The 16,673-nt window shown below is 63.6% G+C and carries 15 protein-coding genes and 1 other RNA gene; 5 read left to right on the top strand and 11 right to left on the bottom strand.

Features of this window, described 5'->3' with window-relative positions; genetic code table 11:
• Positions 1-287: 287 nt before the first annotated feature.
• The 4 genes from ACH9L7_RS14500 to rnpB form a co-directional block, all read right to left on the bottom strand.
• On the bottom strand, positions 288-599 hold the full coding sequence (locus tag ACH9L7_RS14500) for a hypothetical protein (RefSeq protein WP_396611400.1): 312 nt from the start codon (positions 597-599) through the stop codon (positions 288-290).
• Positions 600-691: 92 nt separating this feature from the next.
• The gene (locus ACH9L7_RS14495; protein ID WP_396611399.1) at positions 692-1,567 is read right to left on the bottom strand and encodes a hypothetical protein; all 876 of its coding nucleotides are present in this window, start codon (positions 1,565-1,567) and stop codon (positions 692-694) included.
• A gap of 211 nt (positions 1,568-1,778) precedes the next feature.
• Positions 1,779-2,855 (bottom strand): matrixin family metalloprotease, encoded by a 1,077-nt coding sequence (locus tag ACH9L7_RS14490; protein WP_396611398.1) that lies wholly within the window; start codon positions 2,853-2,855, stop codon positions 1,779-1,781.
• Between the two features lie 77 nt (positions 2,856-2,932).
• An RNA gene (rnpB, locus tag ACH9L7_RS14485) (RNase P RNA component) lies at positions 2,933-3,373 on the bottom strand.
• 150 nt (positions 3,374-3,523) lie between these two features.
• Here rnpB and ACH9L7_RS14480 point away from each other — a divergent pair.
• A complete protein-coding gene (locus ACH9L7_RS14480) occupies positions 3,524-4,126 on the top strand; it encodes a TIGR00296 family protein (protein WP_396611397.1) in 603 nt (200 codons plus the stop codon).
• Positions 4,127-4,222: 96 nt separating this feature from the next.
• Here ACH9L7_RS14480 and ACH9L7_RS14475 read toward each other — a convergent pair whose 3' ends face one another.
• From ACH9L7_RS14475 to ACH9L7_RS14460, 4 genes are all read right to left on the bottom strand, one after another.
• Positions 4,223-5,374 (bottom strand): nicotinate phosphoribosyltransferase, encoded by a 1,152-nt coding sequence (locus ACH9L7_RS14475; protein WP_396611396.1) that lies wholly within the window; start codon positions 5,372-5,374, stop codon positions 4,223-4,225.
• A 96-nt stretch (positions 5,375-5,470) separates the two neighbouring features.
• Positions 5,471-6,889 (bottom strand): Hvo_1808 family surface protein, encoded by a 1,419-nt coding sequence (locus tag ACH9L7_RS14470; RefSeq protein WP_396611395.1) that lies wholly within the window; start codon positions 6,887-6,889, stop codon positions 5,471-5,473.
• A 42-nt stretch (positions 6,890-6,931) separates the two neighbouring features.
• Positions 6,932-7,291: a hypothetical protein gene (locus tag ACH9L7_RS14465; protein WP_396611394.1), complete on the bottom strand. Its 360-nt coding sequence runs from the start codon at positions 7,289-7,291 to the stop codon at positions 6,932-6,934.
• 60 nt (positions 7,292-7,351) lie between these two features.
• Positions 7,352-8,821, bottom strand: coding sequence for an Hvo_1808 family surface protein (locus ACH9L7_RS14460; RefSeq protein WP_396611393.1), 1,470 nt, complete (start codon positions 8,819-8,821; stop codon positions 7,352-7,354).
• Between the two features lie 119 nt (positions 8,822-8,940).
• Between ACH9L7_RS14460 and ACH9L7_RS14455 the strand changes: the two genes are divergently transcribed.
• Positions 8,941-9,513: a cysteine hydrolase family protein gene (locus ACH9L7_RS14455; protein ID WP_396611392.1), complete on the top strand. Its 573-nt coding sequence runs from the start codon at positions 8,941-8,943 to the stop codon at positions 9,511-9,513.
• Positions 9,514-9,524: 11 nt separating this feature from the next.
• Here ACH9L7_RS14455 and ACH9L7_RS14450 read toward each other — a convergent pair whose 3' ends face one another.
• Complete coding sequence (locus ACH9L7_RS14450; protein WP_396611391.1) at positions 9,525-10,007, bottom strand: PaaI family thioesterase; 483 nt, start codon at positions 10,005-10,007, stop codon at positions 9,525-9,527.
• A gap of 138 nt (positions 10,008-10,145) precedes the next feature.
• On the opposite strand from ACH9L7_RS14450, the gene ACH9L7_RS14445 reads away from it, so the two are divergent.
• A complete protein-coding gene (locus tag ACH9L7_RS14445; protein ID WP_396611390.1) occupies positions 10,146-12,743 on the top strand; it encodes a PAS domain-containing sensor histidine kinase in 2,598 nt (865 codons plus the stop codon).
• 75 nt (positions 12,744-12,818) lie between these two features.
• Entirely contained in the window at positions 12,819-13,946 is a 1,128-nt protein-coding gene (locus ACH9L7_RS14440; protein ID WP_396611389.1) for a hypothetical protein, read from the top strand.
• Between the two features lie 192 nt (positions 13,947-14,138).
• On the opposite strand, the gene ACH9L7_RS14435 is transcribed toward ACH9L7_RS14440, so the two are convergent.
• Both ACH9L7_RS14435 and ACH9L7_RS14430 read right to left on the bottom strand, forming a co-directional pair.
• Complete coding sequence (locus ACH9L7_RS14435) at positions 14,139-14,828, bottom strand: helix-turn-helix domain-containing protein (protein WP_396613288.1); 690 nt, start codon at positions 14,826-14,828, stop codon at positions 14,139-14,141.
• 122 nt (positions 14,829-14,950) lie between these two features.
• On the bottom strand, positions 14,951-15,883 hold the full coding sequence (locus tag ACH9L7_RS14430; RefSeq protein ID WP_396611388.1) for a hypothetical protein: 933 nt from the start codon (positions 15,881-15,883) through the stop codon (positions 14,951-14,953).
• Between the two features lie 54 nt (positions 15,884-15,937).
• On the opposite strand from ACH9L7_RS14430, the gene ACH9L7_RS14425 reads away from it, so the two are divergent.
• Positions 15,938-16,648 (top strand): biotin/lipoate A/B protein ligase family protein, encoded by a 711-nt coding sequence (locus ACH9L7_RS14425; RefSeq protein WP_396611387.1) that lies wholly within the window; start codon positions 15,938-15,940, stop codon positions 16,646-16,648.
• Positions 16,649-16,673 lie beyond the last annotated feature (25 nt).

Genomic DNA, 16,673 nt, shown 5'->3' with positions numbered 1-16,673 from the left:
CACACTGTTTCAGAAACAAGCATGTAATCTGCTTTGGTTTGGGACGGAGACAGAACTTGATACTTTCGGGGGCTAGTGACCTTCGGACTACAACACATTCGGCCGTCGCGGCGTTTTTTCCCGATTTTGGGCAACTCGATTCCGACCGTCGGGAGTTTATATCAACTAGCAGACACCTAGTTTCGGGGCGAGAGCGGCCACTCCTCAACGAGGGTGGACGTGGTCGGGTCAGGTGTGGAGGGCAGACGAGGGTGCAGGCTGACGAGGATGCGGGCTGACGGCGGGCGCTAGGCTTTCGGGATGCGCCGGACCTGAAACTCGCGGTAGCCGCCGTAAGCGGCTTCGAGCGCGCCGAGCCACCAGTTCCAGCGAGTCGCAGGTGTCCCTCTCGGTGCGTCCCGCAGGTTGCTCACGATTTCGTCGACGGTGAGTGGAGCGCCACGGTCGTCTTCGGCCTGTCCCGAGTCCACGAGGTCACGGGCTTGCCGTGCGACCACCCGGCGCTCCGCCTCGCTCCCGCCGAACTCGACGAGTGCGTCGCGAAAGACGTCCTCGTCGAAGGTGCTACGGGTATCGTCGTACCCGTCAGTGGGGGTCACATCCACACTACGTCGTCAGCGCCAATGAAGCCCCCGGCCATTGTGGTCAGCGCCGCGCCTGTCGCTCCGAGTGGCAACCCCCTGCCGTGAAGTCACCGCTGCGAGCGAACGGCGATGAAGAGAAACAGAACGCCGAAGAACGCGAGAAAGACCACCATATAGCCGAGCGCACCGGTGTCGGCATCAGAAGTGGCTGTCTGAGAGACGGCCAACAATCCTCCTGCGAGAAGGAGCGTCCCGACTCCGAACAAACCGAGAACCGCAGCAGCCTCGGGCGAGACACTCGACGCATCAGTCTCGCGGTCGGTGAGTCGTTCCAGTGCGTTTCGTACCTCGTCGGCACGGTCGGCGGGGACCACGACCCACGACGGTCCCGACAGACTCCGCGACCCGACGAACCGGAACCTGATTACGACGAGACTACCGAGACGGTGGGCTGTCACCGATTGGAGGCCATCGAGGTCGTACACTCTCTCGCCGCCCTGTTTTTTCGGGATGCTGAGGGTGGCGTTGGCGACATCGAGCGTCCCGGCTGTCCGACGAATCGAGACGAAGACTGCGAGGCCGATGAACCCGGCGAGATACAGGTAAAAAAGCGGCGGAAAGAGGCCTGCGAGTACGAACGCGACAGCGCCCGCGATGCTGGCGACGAGCAAGGGTTTGGGGCGATACGTGTCGATTCCCGGGACGAGTTTGTCGAGCGAGTCGTGCGAAGCGGCCGCACTGAGGGTGTGAAGCGAGATTGGCCCGCCGAAGACGAGGGCAACAATCGGGAGCAGCAGCTGACCCAGCTCTCCATCTCGGAGCGCTCCGGGTGTAATGATGACCAAGAAAAGTATGATGAGGAGGCCGAGGCCACCGAAGAACCCAGCAAAGCTGTAATGGAAGACAGTCTCCAAGCGGTCGACATTGTCGCGGGACCACGAGATGACCGACGGTGGTGGCGTGCGGGCGTCAGTGGAGGACACGAATTCGCGGTATGTGTCAGTGGTATTTCAATCCTCCGTGAATCCACTTACTTCTCCCTCCCACTGCTCACTCTACCCTCCCACTGCTCACTCTACCCTCCCGCTGCTCACTCTACCCTCCCGCTGCTCACTCTACCCTCCCGCTGCTCACTCTACCCTCCCGCTGCTCACTCTACCCTCCCGCTGCTCACTCTACCCACCCACTCCCTGCTTACTCCTCCCACCACTCGCTCCGTCGGTCGGAGTACGAGGCGTTCTGGAAGGGGTCGGGTTTGTCGGCGTCGTCTTCGGCACCGAAGTAGTGCGCCATCCAGTAGCCGACGTGCCACCCGACGGCGTCGGTATCTAAGTCAACGAGGACGACGCGGAAGTGGTCGTAGGTTTCGAGCGCCCGGTCACCGTCCGGGTCGTACCCGCTGACTGAACTACAGGAGGCAGCGTCCTCAGCACAGGGCGAGGTGTCCGAAAACGAGATACGAATCTCGGCGTCTTCGGGGTTCTCGACGCGGGTGAACGAGATGTTATCCGGCATCCCCGGTGCGCCCGCCTCGTAGTAGTCGAGCGCGTGTTGGACCTGTTCGCGTGCCTTCTCGGGGTTCTTCGCCCCCGACTCGTCGATGTAGACGGTGAAGTTGGCGTCGTCCCACGGGAACGCCTTCTCGGTGGCGTTCGTCAGTGGAAGCGTGTAGAGGATACCCGTCGCGTTCATGAGTTCGTCCGGTTCGTCGCCGTGTGCGAGGCCGAGCGAGTGACCGAACTCGTGTTCGATGATTTCGACCGTCGAATCGTCGCTGAATCCGGTTTTGATGTAGATAGTCTCCGGTCGGTCTATCTGTCTGGCATCGGTGACATACGGCGCACACCCGACGGCGTCCGACTGGTCACCGCAGTCGGGAATCGACTCGGAGAACTGGACGACGATGTCGGGATTGTCCGCGTTCGGAACCACCTCGAATTCGACCTCGTAGCCGAGGTACTTCCCGTCGTTCGTCTCCCAGAAGTCCGTCGCTTCACGGACGAGCGGCGCGTAGTCACGGCCGTCAGAAGGTCCCTCAACGGCGATGACGACTGGGTCGTCACCCCACGGTCCGAATCCCGACGCGGGGGTCGGTTCCGCTGTGGTCGTCGCACTCGAAGGAGTGGTCATCGGTGATGTGGTACGAACTGGCGTCGACTCGCCGGACGTGGGGTGTGACGATGGCGTCGTCGTGCCGTTTTCGGGAATCGCAGGCGCAGTGCACCCGGCGAAGACGACGAGGAGGGCAACGACGAGTGAGAAGCGACGCATGGATACAGTGGCGTAGTGAGTCGGCAAGAAAGTTCGTCATCCAGACGAACGGCCGCACCGCTCGCGAGTTCGAAAGTGGCTGAGAGGAGTAAGCCCCCTTCTGTTCATCCCAGCATTCGGCTTAGCGTCCGCGTCCTCCCTGTGGCGAGCCACAGGGGCACGTCGGGCGAACCCGAGCGTGCCGTCCGGACTACCTTCGCGGCGCGGACTTGCACCGGTGAGGATTCACCGTTCCATCCATTCTCGACCGTCAGAGAGACGACAATGTCGTCTCCGTGGGCTCACGGTTGACACCGTTCGCCCGTTCTGAAATGACGTTCGTCATTTCACGTCCCTCTGCGGGTTACCTTCCTTCCCTCTCGGGTCGGTTCGCACGCATCATTGGTCGGGTCGAGGGGTCTCGTTTCTGTTCCAGAGCCAGCCGTCTCCGACTCCGGGCTTGCGCCCGGTCACCTATCCGGACGGTGGGGGGACTTTCCTCATGCCCGTACGGGCACGGGAGCCGGGCTCTCTCTGCCGACGTACTCTAGTCCCGTCCCCCGGATAAGCGGTTCGATTAGGGGTGCAGAAAGCGACCCGATTCCCGGTTAGTGCCCCATTAACGGACACAACAATACGTTAACAGACGAGGGGAAGCGTTGAAGTCGCCGGAAGTCTTGAGTGGTACTATGTCCGAGGCGCAGACCGTACACCTCACCTACGAGGATGGGGCGCGGGCGGTCGAACTGGCGCGGGAGTCGGTTGAATCGTACGTTCTCCATGGGCAACGAGAACAGCCGGGCAGTATGCGGGATGCATTCTACGCACGAACCGGGGCGTTTGTACGCATCAAGTCAACACGCGGACGTGGGCGACTCCGCGGTTGTGCTGGTGCGTATCGCGGTAAGGACCAACTTGGTCACGCCATCGTTGACGCCGCCATCCAGGCGGCGTCCGGCGACTCGTGTCAAACCGAAATTGAATCACCTGAACTGCCGAATCTGAACATCTCTGTCTGTATCGTCAACAGTTACACGCTGACGAACGACCCAGTCGCAGACATGGAACTCGGGAAGCACGGCGTCGCTATCGATGCCGGGGGAACCCACGGATGGATGTACCCGACGCTTCCCATCGAACTTGGCTGGTCGAAAGAACAGTTCCTCACCAACGCCTGCCGGAAGGCGGGACTGTCGCCGCTCGCGTGGCAGGACGAGGATACGATGGTCACGCTCTTCGAGGGGCAGGTATTCCGCGAGCGTGACGACGGGGGCAGCGTCGAAGCACTCTAAGCAGGGAGTCGAACGCTTCTCCTCGCAGACACAGTCCGCAGAGAGACATCCATACAGCGCCGTGGGCGCGAGAACTCCGCGCTCGTTGCGAGCGCGCTATTCGTCGCCGAAGCCGACGCGCTCGGCGTCCTCGCGGGCGCGGACCGCCGCGGCGTCGATGTCGAAGTCGCGGACGACTTCGCCGTCGCGGATGAGCGGTTCGAGGAGCGACTCGGCATCCGTCGGACCGGGGCGACCCCGGAGGCCGACGTGGTGGCCGCCGTCAGCGGTTCGGTAGACCTCTTTCGCCCCGGAGAGTTTCCCTCGCTTCGCCGCCGGTTCGCCGTCCACTTCGACGATGTCGAGCGCGAAGTCCACCGGGTTGGCGTTCGAGATGTAGCCGCCGACACCGAAGCCCTCGACCACGTCGCGGAGATGCCGAAGTTCGGCCGGGCCGAGACCGCCGCTCACGAAGATGCCAACGTCCTCGTGACCGCGTTCGTCGAGTTCCCAGCGAACCTCCTGGATGATATGTCGGAAGTTGCCGCGGCGGGACGAAGTGGTGTCGAGGCGGACGCTTTCGAGGCGGTCACCGAGCGCGTCGACCGCACAGAGGACTTCCTCGACCTCGTCGCCGTAGGTGTCACAGAGCGCCACGCGTGGAACGTCCTCCGGAACCGCCTCGTCGAAGGCGCGGAACGCTTCGGCCTGCTTCCCGCGGCCGAAGGCGATGATGAGCGCGTGGGGCATCGTCCCCGACGCCTCCTTGCCGAGAATCTCACCCGCAGCGACGTGTGAGAAGCCATCGAGTCCGGCGACGAGCGCGCTTCGTTCGACCATCGCGGCGATGGAGGGATGGACGTGCCGGGCACCGAACGAGAGCACCGACGAGTCGGGCGCGGCGACGCGGGTTTCGAGGGCGGCCGTTGCGCATCCCGAGGCGTGCGAGAGGAAGCCGAGAAGCGAGGTTTCGAGGCGGCCAAATTCGAGGTAGTCGCCTTCGATTCGCATCACTGGACCGCCGTCGAACAGGCGGCCTTCGTGCATGGCGTCAACGTCGAGGTCGTAGCCTTCGAGGAGCGCCGCGGCGTCTTTGACGCCCGCGAGCAGTTCGAAGTCGCCGTCGGGGAACTGGTCCGCCGTCACCTCGGCGACGACGTGGGGGTTCTTCCCCGCGTGTCGAAGCGCGGCCTCGGTCCGCTGGAAGTAAGCGTCGGTCGCAACGCCCTCGCGGATGGCCTCGGGACCGACGATATCGAAGTCACTCATTAGCCGAGATTCCGCCCGGGCGATGAAAAAGGTGTAGAATCGGTCACGACGGCTGAAGCGGGATGTTCTTCAACCACGCCAATCTGGTGCGGACGCTCAGCGCTGCCCGTGAACCGCGTCCAGTTCCTCGACCGTCGGCGCGTTCACGATTGTGACCGTATCGCCCTGTCGCGTCACTCGATAGGCATCGGCGAATGGACCTTTCTCGATGACGTAGGTGTTCGGAGCCACGCGCTTCGCGCCGAGTCGGAGTTTGAGCGTCGTCGTCACGTACGCCTTCTCGAACTGGTCGGCGTCTTTCTCGGTGTCCCAGACCGTCTTCCAGACGTAGGCGCGCTGATTCGGGTTCGCCTCGGCCGTCGAATCCGACGCGGGGCGATAGGGAACGACGAGGTCGCCACCCCATCCTGCGGACGGGCCACTCGTGTAGTTGTAGGCTGAGTACGGGCCGGGGTTGCGCTGAAGGTCGGTCTTGTCGATAGCGCCGTGTTTCCAGAACATGGCGAAGATGGACGCCTCGCCGACGGTGTCGCCGACGGGGTCGGTGTCGTACCGAACCCAGTCGGCCGACGAGCGGTCCTCGATTGTCACCGCGACGGGGCGCTCGTCGGGGTATACTTGGGGGTGGAGCACCTGCTCAGTCGAGACTGGCCTGTTCTCGTAGGCGTCGTTGACGGCCTCCCATCCTCCGCGCTGGTGGAGCGCGGAGACGAACGTCGGCCCCTCGCTGTACGGCGTGTAGATGGTCAAGAAGACCGGGAAGTCGAACGACCCGCTTCCCGACCCGCCAGCGGGGCGGGTCACGCACTCCCACTCGTCCGCCGCACAGCGGTCTTCGTACAGGCGGTCCACGTACCGCGCGTCGCCTTCGACGAGACCGTTTTCGGCGAGTTGTTCGTCCTGCGTCGGCGGCGACTCGTTGATGCCGAAGTGCTGGTCCTGCAAGGCGTGGTGGAGTTCGTGCGCGAGTGTCCGGCGGTCGATAGTCGGCGTGCCGTCGTTACTGATGAGGACGATTCGGTCCTCTGAGGGCGAGTAGTACCCGAGGACTGCGCCGCCGTAAATCTCGTCGAACACCTGTTCGATGGTGCGGTCTTCGCCGACCAACAGAAGCGACTCCCAGACCTGGTCGTTCCAGTCGGCGGGGGCGGGGTCTGACTCCTCGTCGGACTGGTTTCGGTACTCAGCGCGCGAGATGACTTCGACCGGGACCGACTCCGTGAACTCCAGTTCGCGCACGACTTCGACGCGCGCCATCGTCCGAGCGACGAACGCCTCGCGTTCGGTCGCGTTCAGGCCGTCGGACTGGTTCACGTCGATGCTCTCGTTGTGCCAGTAGCCCGCTTCCCAGCCGAGTCGGTCGGTGGGCGGGTCGTCGGGCCACGACGACGTGTCCGTCGTCTCAGTGGGAGGTTCTGCTGTGGGTGACGAACCCGGAACCGACACGGGCGCGGAACATCCGGCGACGAGGAGAAGAAACGCGGAGAGGAGGGCGGCGAGTTGGGACCGGTGCATGCGAGAGGCCAGGGTCGGCGAGGGAAAAAGCCTCTCGGCGTGTCAGCAGGTGGTGAGAGTCGTCGAGAACGTCCCGCCATCCATGCTGACGTATCGAGTCTCGAACCAGAAGTTGGCCGCGTCGCTTTCACCCGGGAGCATCGCGTATCCCTCGCGGGCCTGTTCGAACTCGGATTGGCGGTCCGCTGGGAGGTCTTCGAAGGCGACGACCGTGGCGTCGTCCGGAGCCTGCTCTGCCGGGGAGACGTGCAACGATGCGTTGCAGTCCATGTACGCCGGTGACTGTGTTGTAGCCGAACTCGTCGGCGACGACGTTGTGTCGGCGTCGTCCGCCACGGGCGCACCGACGCACCCGGCGAGGACGACGACCGCAACGAGGAGAATGAACCGTGAGAGGGACATACTGTGTCCCTCAACCGGGCAGGAGTAAGTATCTTCTCGGGGGTGAGGGCGCGCCGTTCGCTACCCTGCCAGTCCGGGCCTGATTTCGTCCACGTCGGCCGGGGTCGGCCCGTTGACGATGACGACCCGGTCGCCAGTCCGAACGACGCGGAAGGCGTCTGCGAACTGGCCGTCTTCGATGACGTAGACGCCGTCGTTCTGCTGGACGACGCCGTTGGCTTCGAGGATGTTCACGTACGCCGTTTCGAACTCACGGGCGTCGGCCTCGGTGTCCCACTCAGTGACCCAGACGTAGCCGTATTCGGTCTCCGAACCGGCCTCGTTGCGGTACGGGAAGAGACGGTCGTTAGCCCATCCAGCCGAGGGCTTCGAGTCGTAGTTGTAGGTGTCGTACGCGAGCTGGGTGTCGAGAATGTCGCGCACGTTCACGGTATCGGCCCCGCTCGTCCGCGCTTGGTACCAGAACATCGCGTAGATAGAGGCTTCGCCGACAGTGTCAGAGCCATCGACGCCCTGGTCGGAGAAGGTGGTCCACCCGTTCGTGCCGGTGTCTTCGAACTCGATTGGCCGCGGTTCCTCGTCAGTTCTATGGATGACCTGCTCGGAGGACGCAGGCGGGTTGCGCATGGCGTCGTTGACGGCTTCCCAGCCACCCGATTCGTACAGTTCGTTCACGTAGACTGGGCCGTCGGAGTAGGGGTTGAAGATGGTGACGAGGACGCCGAGGTTGGGGCCGCTGCCCGACCCATCGCCGCCAGAGCCACCTGCGGCGGGCGTCTTCACGCAGTCCCACGTTCCCGCGTCGCAGCGGTCGACGTACATGAGTTCGACGAGTTTCGCGTCGCCCTCGACGACGCCGTCGATGGCGAGGTCACCGTCTTGCGTCTGTCCGCGGTAGCGCTCGTCCGTTAGGTCGAAGTGCTGGTCCTGCAGCGCGTGGACCAGTTCGTGAATCAACGTGGTGTTGTCGATGGTCGGTTCGCCGGTGGAGTCGGTAACGATTTTGATTTCGTCGGCCGACGGCGAGTAGAATCCGAGGACGGCGCTGCCGGTCGTGTTGCTGATTGCCGAGGCGCTGCCTTCCGATTCACCGGCGATGAACAGCGCTTCCCACACCTGGTCGTTCCAGCGGTTGAACTCGGAATCGCTCGTCCCGGAGCGGTTTTTGCTATCGTTTTGGTACTGTGCGCGGCTGATGACGTTCACCGGAACGGCCGACTGGAATTCGAGGTGCCGGATGTGTTCGACGCGAGCCATCCCGCGTGCGACGTAGGCCTCAAGTTCGGAGTCGTTCAGGCCGTCGGACTGGTCGACTTCGATGGGTTCGTCGTACCAGTAGCCGTTTTCCCATCCGAGTACGTCGCTGTCAGGGTCGTCGAAACCCTCTCTGTCGGGGTCGGGCGTCGCGGCAGTCGACGAGTCGTCGGTCGCAGCGTCAGGACCCGCATCTGGCGTCGCCGTCGGGGCGGCACAGCCAGCAAGGACCAGCAAAACTGCGACGAAGATAGCGCGGAGACCGGTCGTTCGCATACCCCGTACTTAGTCGCTGCAGTGAAGTACCTTGTCCGATTCGTCGGGCGAAACTGAATTGGAGTTTCTGCACCCCCACGGAGCGTAGCGTTTTGAGTCCCGCACCACTAGGTTCGTGTATGACACTCGACCCGACACGAACCGCGGTTATCGTCGTCGACATGCAAAACGGCTTTTGTCACCCCGACGGGAGTCTGTTCGCACCGGCGAGCGAGAGCGCCATCGACGCGGTCACGGCCATCGTCTCGGCCGCCCGCGAGGCTGGTGCGCGTATCGTCTACACGCGCGACGTACACCCGCCGGAACAGTTCGAAGACGCACACTACTACGACGAGTTCGAACGCTGGGGCGAACACGTCGTCGAGGGGACGTGGGACGCCGAATTAGTCGATAAACTTGGCGTCCGCGGCGACGACCTCGTCGTCGAGAAACACACCTACGACGCGTTCTACCAGACGGAACTCGAAGGCTGGTTGGAGTCACACGGCATCGACGACCTGCTCATCTGCGGGACGCTCGCAAACGTCTGTGTCCTCCACACCGCTGGCAGCGCCGGGCTACGAGACTACCGGCCGGTACTCGTTACGGACGCGCTCGGATACATCGACCCGGACCACAAGGAGTACGCCGTCGACCACGCCGACTGGCTGTTCGGCGAGACGACGACTATCGAGGAAATCGCGTTCGAATAACCCTCGGGAACTTACTCGCGGAAGAGTCGGTACGCGCCCTGCCCAGTCGCGACGGCGTCGTTCCACTCGTGCGACGGCGACTGTCGGCGCGCAACGTCTTCGTCTTCTTCGGGGTCGGTGCTGACGACGGTGATAGAACTGACACCGACGCTCCCACCGGCGCGAACCACCTCGGCGACGGCGGTCAGGTCACCCGACGCGCGGCGGAGATAGTTTACGTTGAGGTTGATAGTCGCGACGCCGCCCGAAAGCGGGTCGTCGAGCATGGTCCGCAAGGCGATGCCCCCCGCGGTGTCGATGAGCGTCGCCGCGATGCCGCCGTGAATCGTCGGCGGCGACACCGTGTTCGTGAGTTTCTCGTCGTACGGGATGGTCATCACGAGACGGCCGCGCTCGATGGCGTCCACGCGGGTGTTGAGCCACGAGAGATAGCCGTGTTCGTCTTCGATGTGCCGCTGGACGACCGCAGCGGCATCGGCGGGGAAGTCGTTCATATCACGAACGTCTGTGTGGAATCGTCATGTAACCGACGGTCGAGGCAGACCGCCCGACAGGGTCGTCCTACACGGGTATCGGCGGGTCGGCACGAGGTGACGTGAGATATATACAGTCGCCAGAAAATGATAGGTGGTATGAGCGAGTTCCGTGTCCTTCTCGTCGCCGATGGCGGTACCCGCAGACTCGCGAGGGCCATCGAAGGACGCGGACTCACTGTCGAAGTCGTCTCCGAGCGCACGGCGGTCTTCGACGCGCTCGACGAAGCAGTCTCTTGTGTCGTCGTCCACGACACACCTGACAGCAGGTTCGTCTCCGAGGTTCGTGACAAGACGGGCGACGTACCCGTGTTCTTCCTCACCGGCGAATCGAGCGGGAGTGATGTCGAGACAGCTCCACAAGTCGGGGTCATCGTCACCGAAGAGCCAGAGACGAAACGCGGCGTCGGCGCGCTTGCGGCCCGCATCGAGCGCGTCTCGGAGTTTTCCCAGTGGGCTGACGAGACCGACGCCCAAGAATCACTGTACCGGACAATCGTCGAACAGAGCCACGACGCCATCTTCATCGCACAGGGCGACGGCTATCGGTTTTGGAACCAGCGATTCACCGAACTGACCGGGCTCGATGATGCCGAACTCGCCGACGCCGACCTGTTGGATGTTCTCCATCCCGAAGACCGGACTCGAATCGCTGAGATTTACGAACAACGGCGACAGGGAAAAGGCGCACCCGAGAACTACGACGTGCGCGTCGTCGACGACGAGGGACGGATTCACGCCTGTTCGGCGAACGCCCAGAGCATCGAATACCGGGGTGAGTACGGCGTCCTCGTCACGCTGCGTGACGTGACCGACCACCACAAGACGGAAGCACGCTTCCAGGCGCTCGTCGAGTACGTCCGCGATATTATCACCGTCATCGGGTCGGATGGAACCATCCGCTACGAAAGCCCGGCAGTCGAGCGCGTCCTCGGCTATGACCCGGAGGAACTGATTGGCCAAGGCGTGGTCGACAAGGTCCACCCCGACGACACGGACGAAGTAAGCGAGATAATAGCGGAGTCACTTCGCACCGGAAACGACACCAAAGAACCGATTCGATATCGCTTCAAACACGCAGACGGGTCGTGGCGCTGGTTAGAGTCGGTTGCGAGCAACAAGACCGACACCTCGGTCAACGGATTCGTCGTCACGACTCGCGATATCGACAACCAGCGACGGCGCGAGCAGCGTCTCGAACGGTACGAGACGATTATCGAGAGCATCCAGCAGGGTGCGTACGTCGTCGACGAGGACGGCATCCTCCAGTACGTCAACGATATCGCCCTCTCGCGGACAGGGCTGTCGAGTGAGACACTCGTCGGCGAGCACTTCTCGGTGGCGCGTGAGGCGGGGATAGTAGACGACGAGCAGTACGACACGCTGTCGGAGTCTTTCGACGCAGTCATCAACGGGGAGAGCCCTATCGAACGGTTCGAAATAACGCTCACGCTGCCGAACGGGGAGTACGCCGTCGATTTCGCAATCTCGCCGATTACCGATGCCGACGGGACGGTGACGGGTGCGGTCGGTATCTCGACCGACATCACCGCCCGCAAGCGATACGAAAAGCGACTCAACGCGCTTCACGCATCGACGCGTGAACTGACCAGCGCGACGAGTCGTGAAGCGGTCGCCGAGGCGGTCTGCGACGCTGCCCGAGAAGTCCTCGATTACGAGATCAGCGGCGTCATGCTGTACGAAGCGGAGACCGACGAACTCGTCCCCGCGGCGTTCACCGACGCGGCCACGGAACTCTTCGGTGAGATTCCGCCACTCCCCCGCGGAACGGGGCTCTCGTGGGAGGTATTCGAGTCCGGAGAACTTCGCTACTACGAGGATGTCGATGCAAATCCCCAGCGCTACGACCCCGATACCAACATCGCCGAGGAGTTGCTCGTTCCGATACCCGACCACGGCGTCCTCTTCGTCGGCGCGCTCGACGAAGGGCGATTGGCCGACCAGCGTATCCCGCTGTCGAAGGTGCTGGCCGCGAACGCCCGCGCAGCGCTCGACCGAGTCGAACGCGAGCAACTCCTGCGACAGCGCGAGCGCGAACTCGCCCGGCAAAACGAGCAACTGGAGTCGTTCGCGTCGGTCGTCTCCCACGACTTACAGAACCCGCTGAGCGTCGCGACCGGCTACCTCGAACTCGCACAGGAGGACTACGACGGAGAGGAACTCGACCGCGTCGGGAACGCACTCGACCGGATCGAAGATATCGTCCAGGACGTGTTAGCACTGGCACGAAACGGACAGACGGTCGACGAAGTCGAACGCCTGCCGCTTTGCCGTGTTGCGAACGACGCGTGGGCCATCGCGGCGGCCGACGTGCCGGACGCGACGCTCGAATTCGAGGACGACATCATGCTGCGAGCACACGAGGGGCGACTGCGACAACTCCTCGAGAACCTCCTGGTGAATGCGCTTCGTCACGGCGGCGAGGACGTGACGGTCCGGGTCGGTGCGCTCGACGACCGAGAGGGGTTCTACGTCGCCGACGACGGACCGGGTATCCCGGCAGAAGACCGCCCCCGAGTCTTCGAGGCGGGGTACACCACAAATCCCAACGGAACTGGGTTCGGTCTCAACATCGTCCAGAGCGTTGTCAACGCCCACGGCTGGAACGTCTGTCTCGCCGAGAGCAAAGACGGTGGGGGCGCGCGGTTCGAGATTGCGACCCAAACCCGCCGATAAGTTAGCTTCAGCCACCTCGTCGGCAGTTCTGTGTCAAGGTAAACACCTAATCCGAGCGATTTCGAAGACCGTGGTATGAGTCGCCCAGACGAAGTGACGAGGCAGGCAGTCGAATCCTGCCGAGTCGAACTCCCAGGGACGGTCGACGGAGGCCGCGTCGTCTTTGGATTCGACGGCTACATCGACCGCGTTCGTGAGTTCGTCTCCGAGCGACAGTCGGCCGCGGAGTACGAGCGAGTCCCGACGCTCAGCGCCTTCGCCGAGCGCGTGAACGATTCGGTCGAAGCCGAGAGTTCGCTCTCGTTCGAGTGGATTCAAGACGGCGTCCGAACCGGCGGCCACACCAGCCATCTCGCCCGCGCGTTCGGTTCGTTCGGCTACGACCCGGCCATCGTTGGCTGTCTCGGTGACCCGCCGGAAGACCCATTCGTCGACGAGTTCGGTGACTTCACGCTGGAGACGCTCGGCGCACCGGGATACACCGACGCCGTGGAATTCGGCGATGGAAAGCTGATGCTCACCGAGATTGGCGCGTTAATGACGCTCGATTGGGCGGACATCGAAGCGCGCGTCGGCCTCGACAGACTGGCCGAATTGGTCGATGGAACCGAACTGCTCGGCGTCGGTTACTGGTCGGAGATGCCCGAACTGCCCGACGTGGCTCGCGGCCTTCGCGACGACCTGTGGCCCACGCTGTCGAACCCGCCGGAAACGCTTCTGTTGGACCCCGGCGACCTCCGAAAGCGAGAACCGGATGTCGTCGCCGCCGGTATCGACCGCGTGTCGGCGCTTGACGATGTGGTGGATGTCGTCGTCTCGGCGAACCGATACGAGACGCGCTACCTCGCACAACTCGCCGGTGGCGACGAGGCAGACTTCGAATCGGAGTCCCAAGCCGCGTTCGACCACCTCGGCGTCACCCGATTCGCTGGCCACGGAATCGACGCGGCACACCTGGTCGACGACGATGGCGGGGTTTCGGTCGCGGTCCCGCGAACCGACGACCCGGTACTCACGACGAGTTCCGGCGACCACTTCAACGCGGGACTGGCCCTCGGGCACGTCCTCGGACTTGGCAAGAAAGAGACACTCGTCGTCGGGAACGCCGTCGCCGGGCACTTCGTCCGTAACGGGTCGCCGCCGACCTACGAAGAGATTCGGTCGTTCGTTTCGTCGTATCTCGACCTATTCGATGATTTATAAATAACACTTGACCAGACAAGAGTCAGAAGTAAGTGACATATTCACGACTGATACCACGTCGGAGGCACCTAGAGGAACATCGCTCGCACCCCACACCCACCACCACACGGGCGGTGTTGGCTGTCCTCGGCACGGTGGCCGCATGCTGACGCGGCCGACCTCTCCTTCGAATTGCTCTCACGACGGAGAGCGCTAGTCCTGTCCGGCCTGTCCGCTGGTTTCGGTCGCCAGTGTGGACTCGACCACGTGGCGCGTCGCACGCCGCAGTCGCTGTGACAGCGCTTGTTCCGAAATATCGAGTTCGTTGGCAATCTCCGAGAGCGACGCCTCTTTCGGTGTCTCGAAGTATCCTCGTTCGAATGCCAGTTCGAGCGCGTCGAGTTGTTTTGTCGAAAGCGTCCGGCGGTGTAATCGGTTACTGTCGATGTGACTCGGTTCGACCCGCCGGATTTCGATGTCGAAACTCCGTTCGAGACACGCGTCGTGGAACCGAGCGGTCTTCTCGTTGGTCGGGAAGAAAATCGACAGCATCCACCCCTCTTTGGTGCCTTGTATGTGACGGACGATACCGTCGCAATCTCGAATCGTCGAGATGATGGTCTCGTCCTGAAACGTCCACCAGCAGCGATACAGTCGCTCGTCCGGCCCCGCGACGGTTAACTCGAAGCGGTCGATTTCGGGATGTGTTTCGAGAAACTCGTCGACGCGGGCCGCGTCGCACCCAGACGCGACGAAGTACGGAACCGGTTCGCCCGACGTCGGAACCCCCGAGACAAACTGTATCTCGAGGTCGTCTACGTCGTCGAACACCGACCCGAGATGCGTTCCATCGAGTGGATACCGCAGTACCACCTCGTAGCCTGTGCCTGCTTCGGTGTCCATTACCCGCTCAACCTCGACCGAAACGTACCCGTTCCCGTGGTCGGACATGCCCGCCCCATAGTTACCGCCTCCTTCGACCCAATATACCATATTGGTACCGGGTTGGGTGTCGGATACGCCGTTCAATCGAGTCGAATCGGGTTCTCACTCGGTCGAATCGAGACCGTAACCTCGTCGCCGACGGCGTACTCGTGGCCGGGACAGACGACCTTCACGCCGAATTCGACCCGCGAGGCGAAGAGCGAAAGCCCCGTGACGCGGGTTCCGTCGGCGACCACGTCGAAGGCCCCCCACGGGACGTCTCTCCCCGCCGTTCGGCCGACCTCGGTCCCGAGAAGTGACAGGGGCGTCTCGTCGGCGACGGGAGAGAGTGTCCCACCCATGCCGTAGTGTGCGACGCCGCCGTCGAGGACGACACCCTCGTCGCTCGCAAGGCCGACGAATTCACCGTCGAAGTCGCCGTTGCGAGCGGGTTCGTCTAGTCTGACGAACGTCTCACCGACTTCGACGACGGTTCCGCGGCCGTCCCACGGAAGGGGCGCGACATCGACGTCGGCGACGACCGGAAGCGACCCCCGAGCGCGGTGGGGGTTCACGTCGGCCGGGCGGAATCCGAGGTGGATGTGGTTTGCGACCCACGGGGCGAAGAAGCCGGAGCGAACGAGTTGTCCGAGCGGGTCGCCGACAGCGAGTTCGTCGCCCGCCTGCACCTCGGGCGCAACGTGGAGGATGCGCGCGACGAGTTCGTCTCGTGGGTCGGCGTCGGGCGCGCCGGTCCAGTCGAGTCCCGTCGCCTCGGCGTCCACATCGACGAGGATGAGGTACTCGTCGTCGTGTGCGTAGGGTTTGTCGGGGGCGCGAACCGTTCGCGTCTCGCGGACGATGCCTGCGACCGGTGACGGCACAATCGACCCTTCGACTGGCGGCGGCGAGACCGACCCCTCACCCGGGCCGTAGAGGTCGATTGCACAGCCGCTGTCGTGGGCGGGATACGGCGAATTATACAGCGAGAAGCGCTCGTAGCGGGCGAGCATCGACCGCGGCAGGCGCAGCATGGTCGTCGGAACGGGACGGGTGTCCTTAGGTACGTCGGGGTGTTTCGAACAGCTATGCGCGTCATCCGCGGCCGGGGGGCGACCTCCGACACCGACCGGGCGGTCACCGCCGCCATGCTCGACCAGACGGGAGCGACCGGTGAACCAGCCTTCCGCGCGTGGACCCCCCACCGGCAGATTGCATTCGGCCGCCGTGACGCCCGCGCCGACCGCTACGACGAGGCAGTCGCGGCCGCCGAATCCCGGGGATTCCCCGCCATCGAGCGGTCTGTCGGCGGCCGGGCCGTCGCCTATACGGGAACCACCGTCGCGTTCGCCGACGCCGTCCCGCTCGACGACGCCCGAACTGGACTCGACGACCGATACGAAGCAGCGACGACCGCAGTGGTCCGGGCGCTTCGGTCGCTCGGCGTCCACGCCCGACGAGGTGAGCCACCGGCGTCGTACTGCCCGGGCGACCACTCGGTACAGGCTGGTGGGAAGCTCTGTGGCATCGCCCAGCGCGTCCGGAAGTCGGCCGCCCTCGTCTCCGGCGTGGTCGTCGTCACCGACCGCGACGAAATCGCCGACGTTCTCGAACCCATCTACGCCGCCCTCGACGTTCCCTTCGACCCAGATTCGGTCGGTAGCGTGGGCGACGCTGGCGGCCCCGCAGACTCAGACGCGGTGTGTCGGGCGCTCGAAGACGCCTTCGTCGGCGACGCCGAGCGGGACATCGAAGCGGCCGAAGACCTCGACGTTGAGGGGGAACGCGGCGACGGGTGAGAGAGCGCAACACCGTATCTCGTCG

Origin of the sequence: Haloferax sp. S1W, assembly GCF_044593955.1 — an archaeon.
Lineage (GTDB): Archaea > Halobacteriota > Halobacteria > Halobacteriales > Haloferacaceae > Haloferax.
This window is presented reverse-complemented; position numbering and strand designations above follow the sequence as displayed.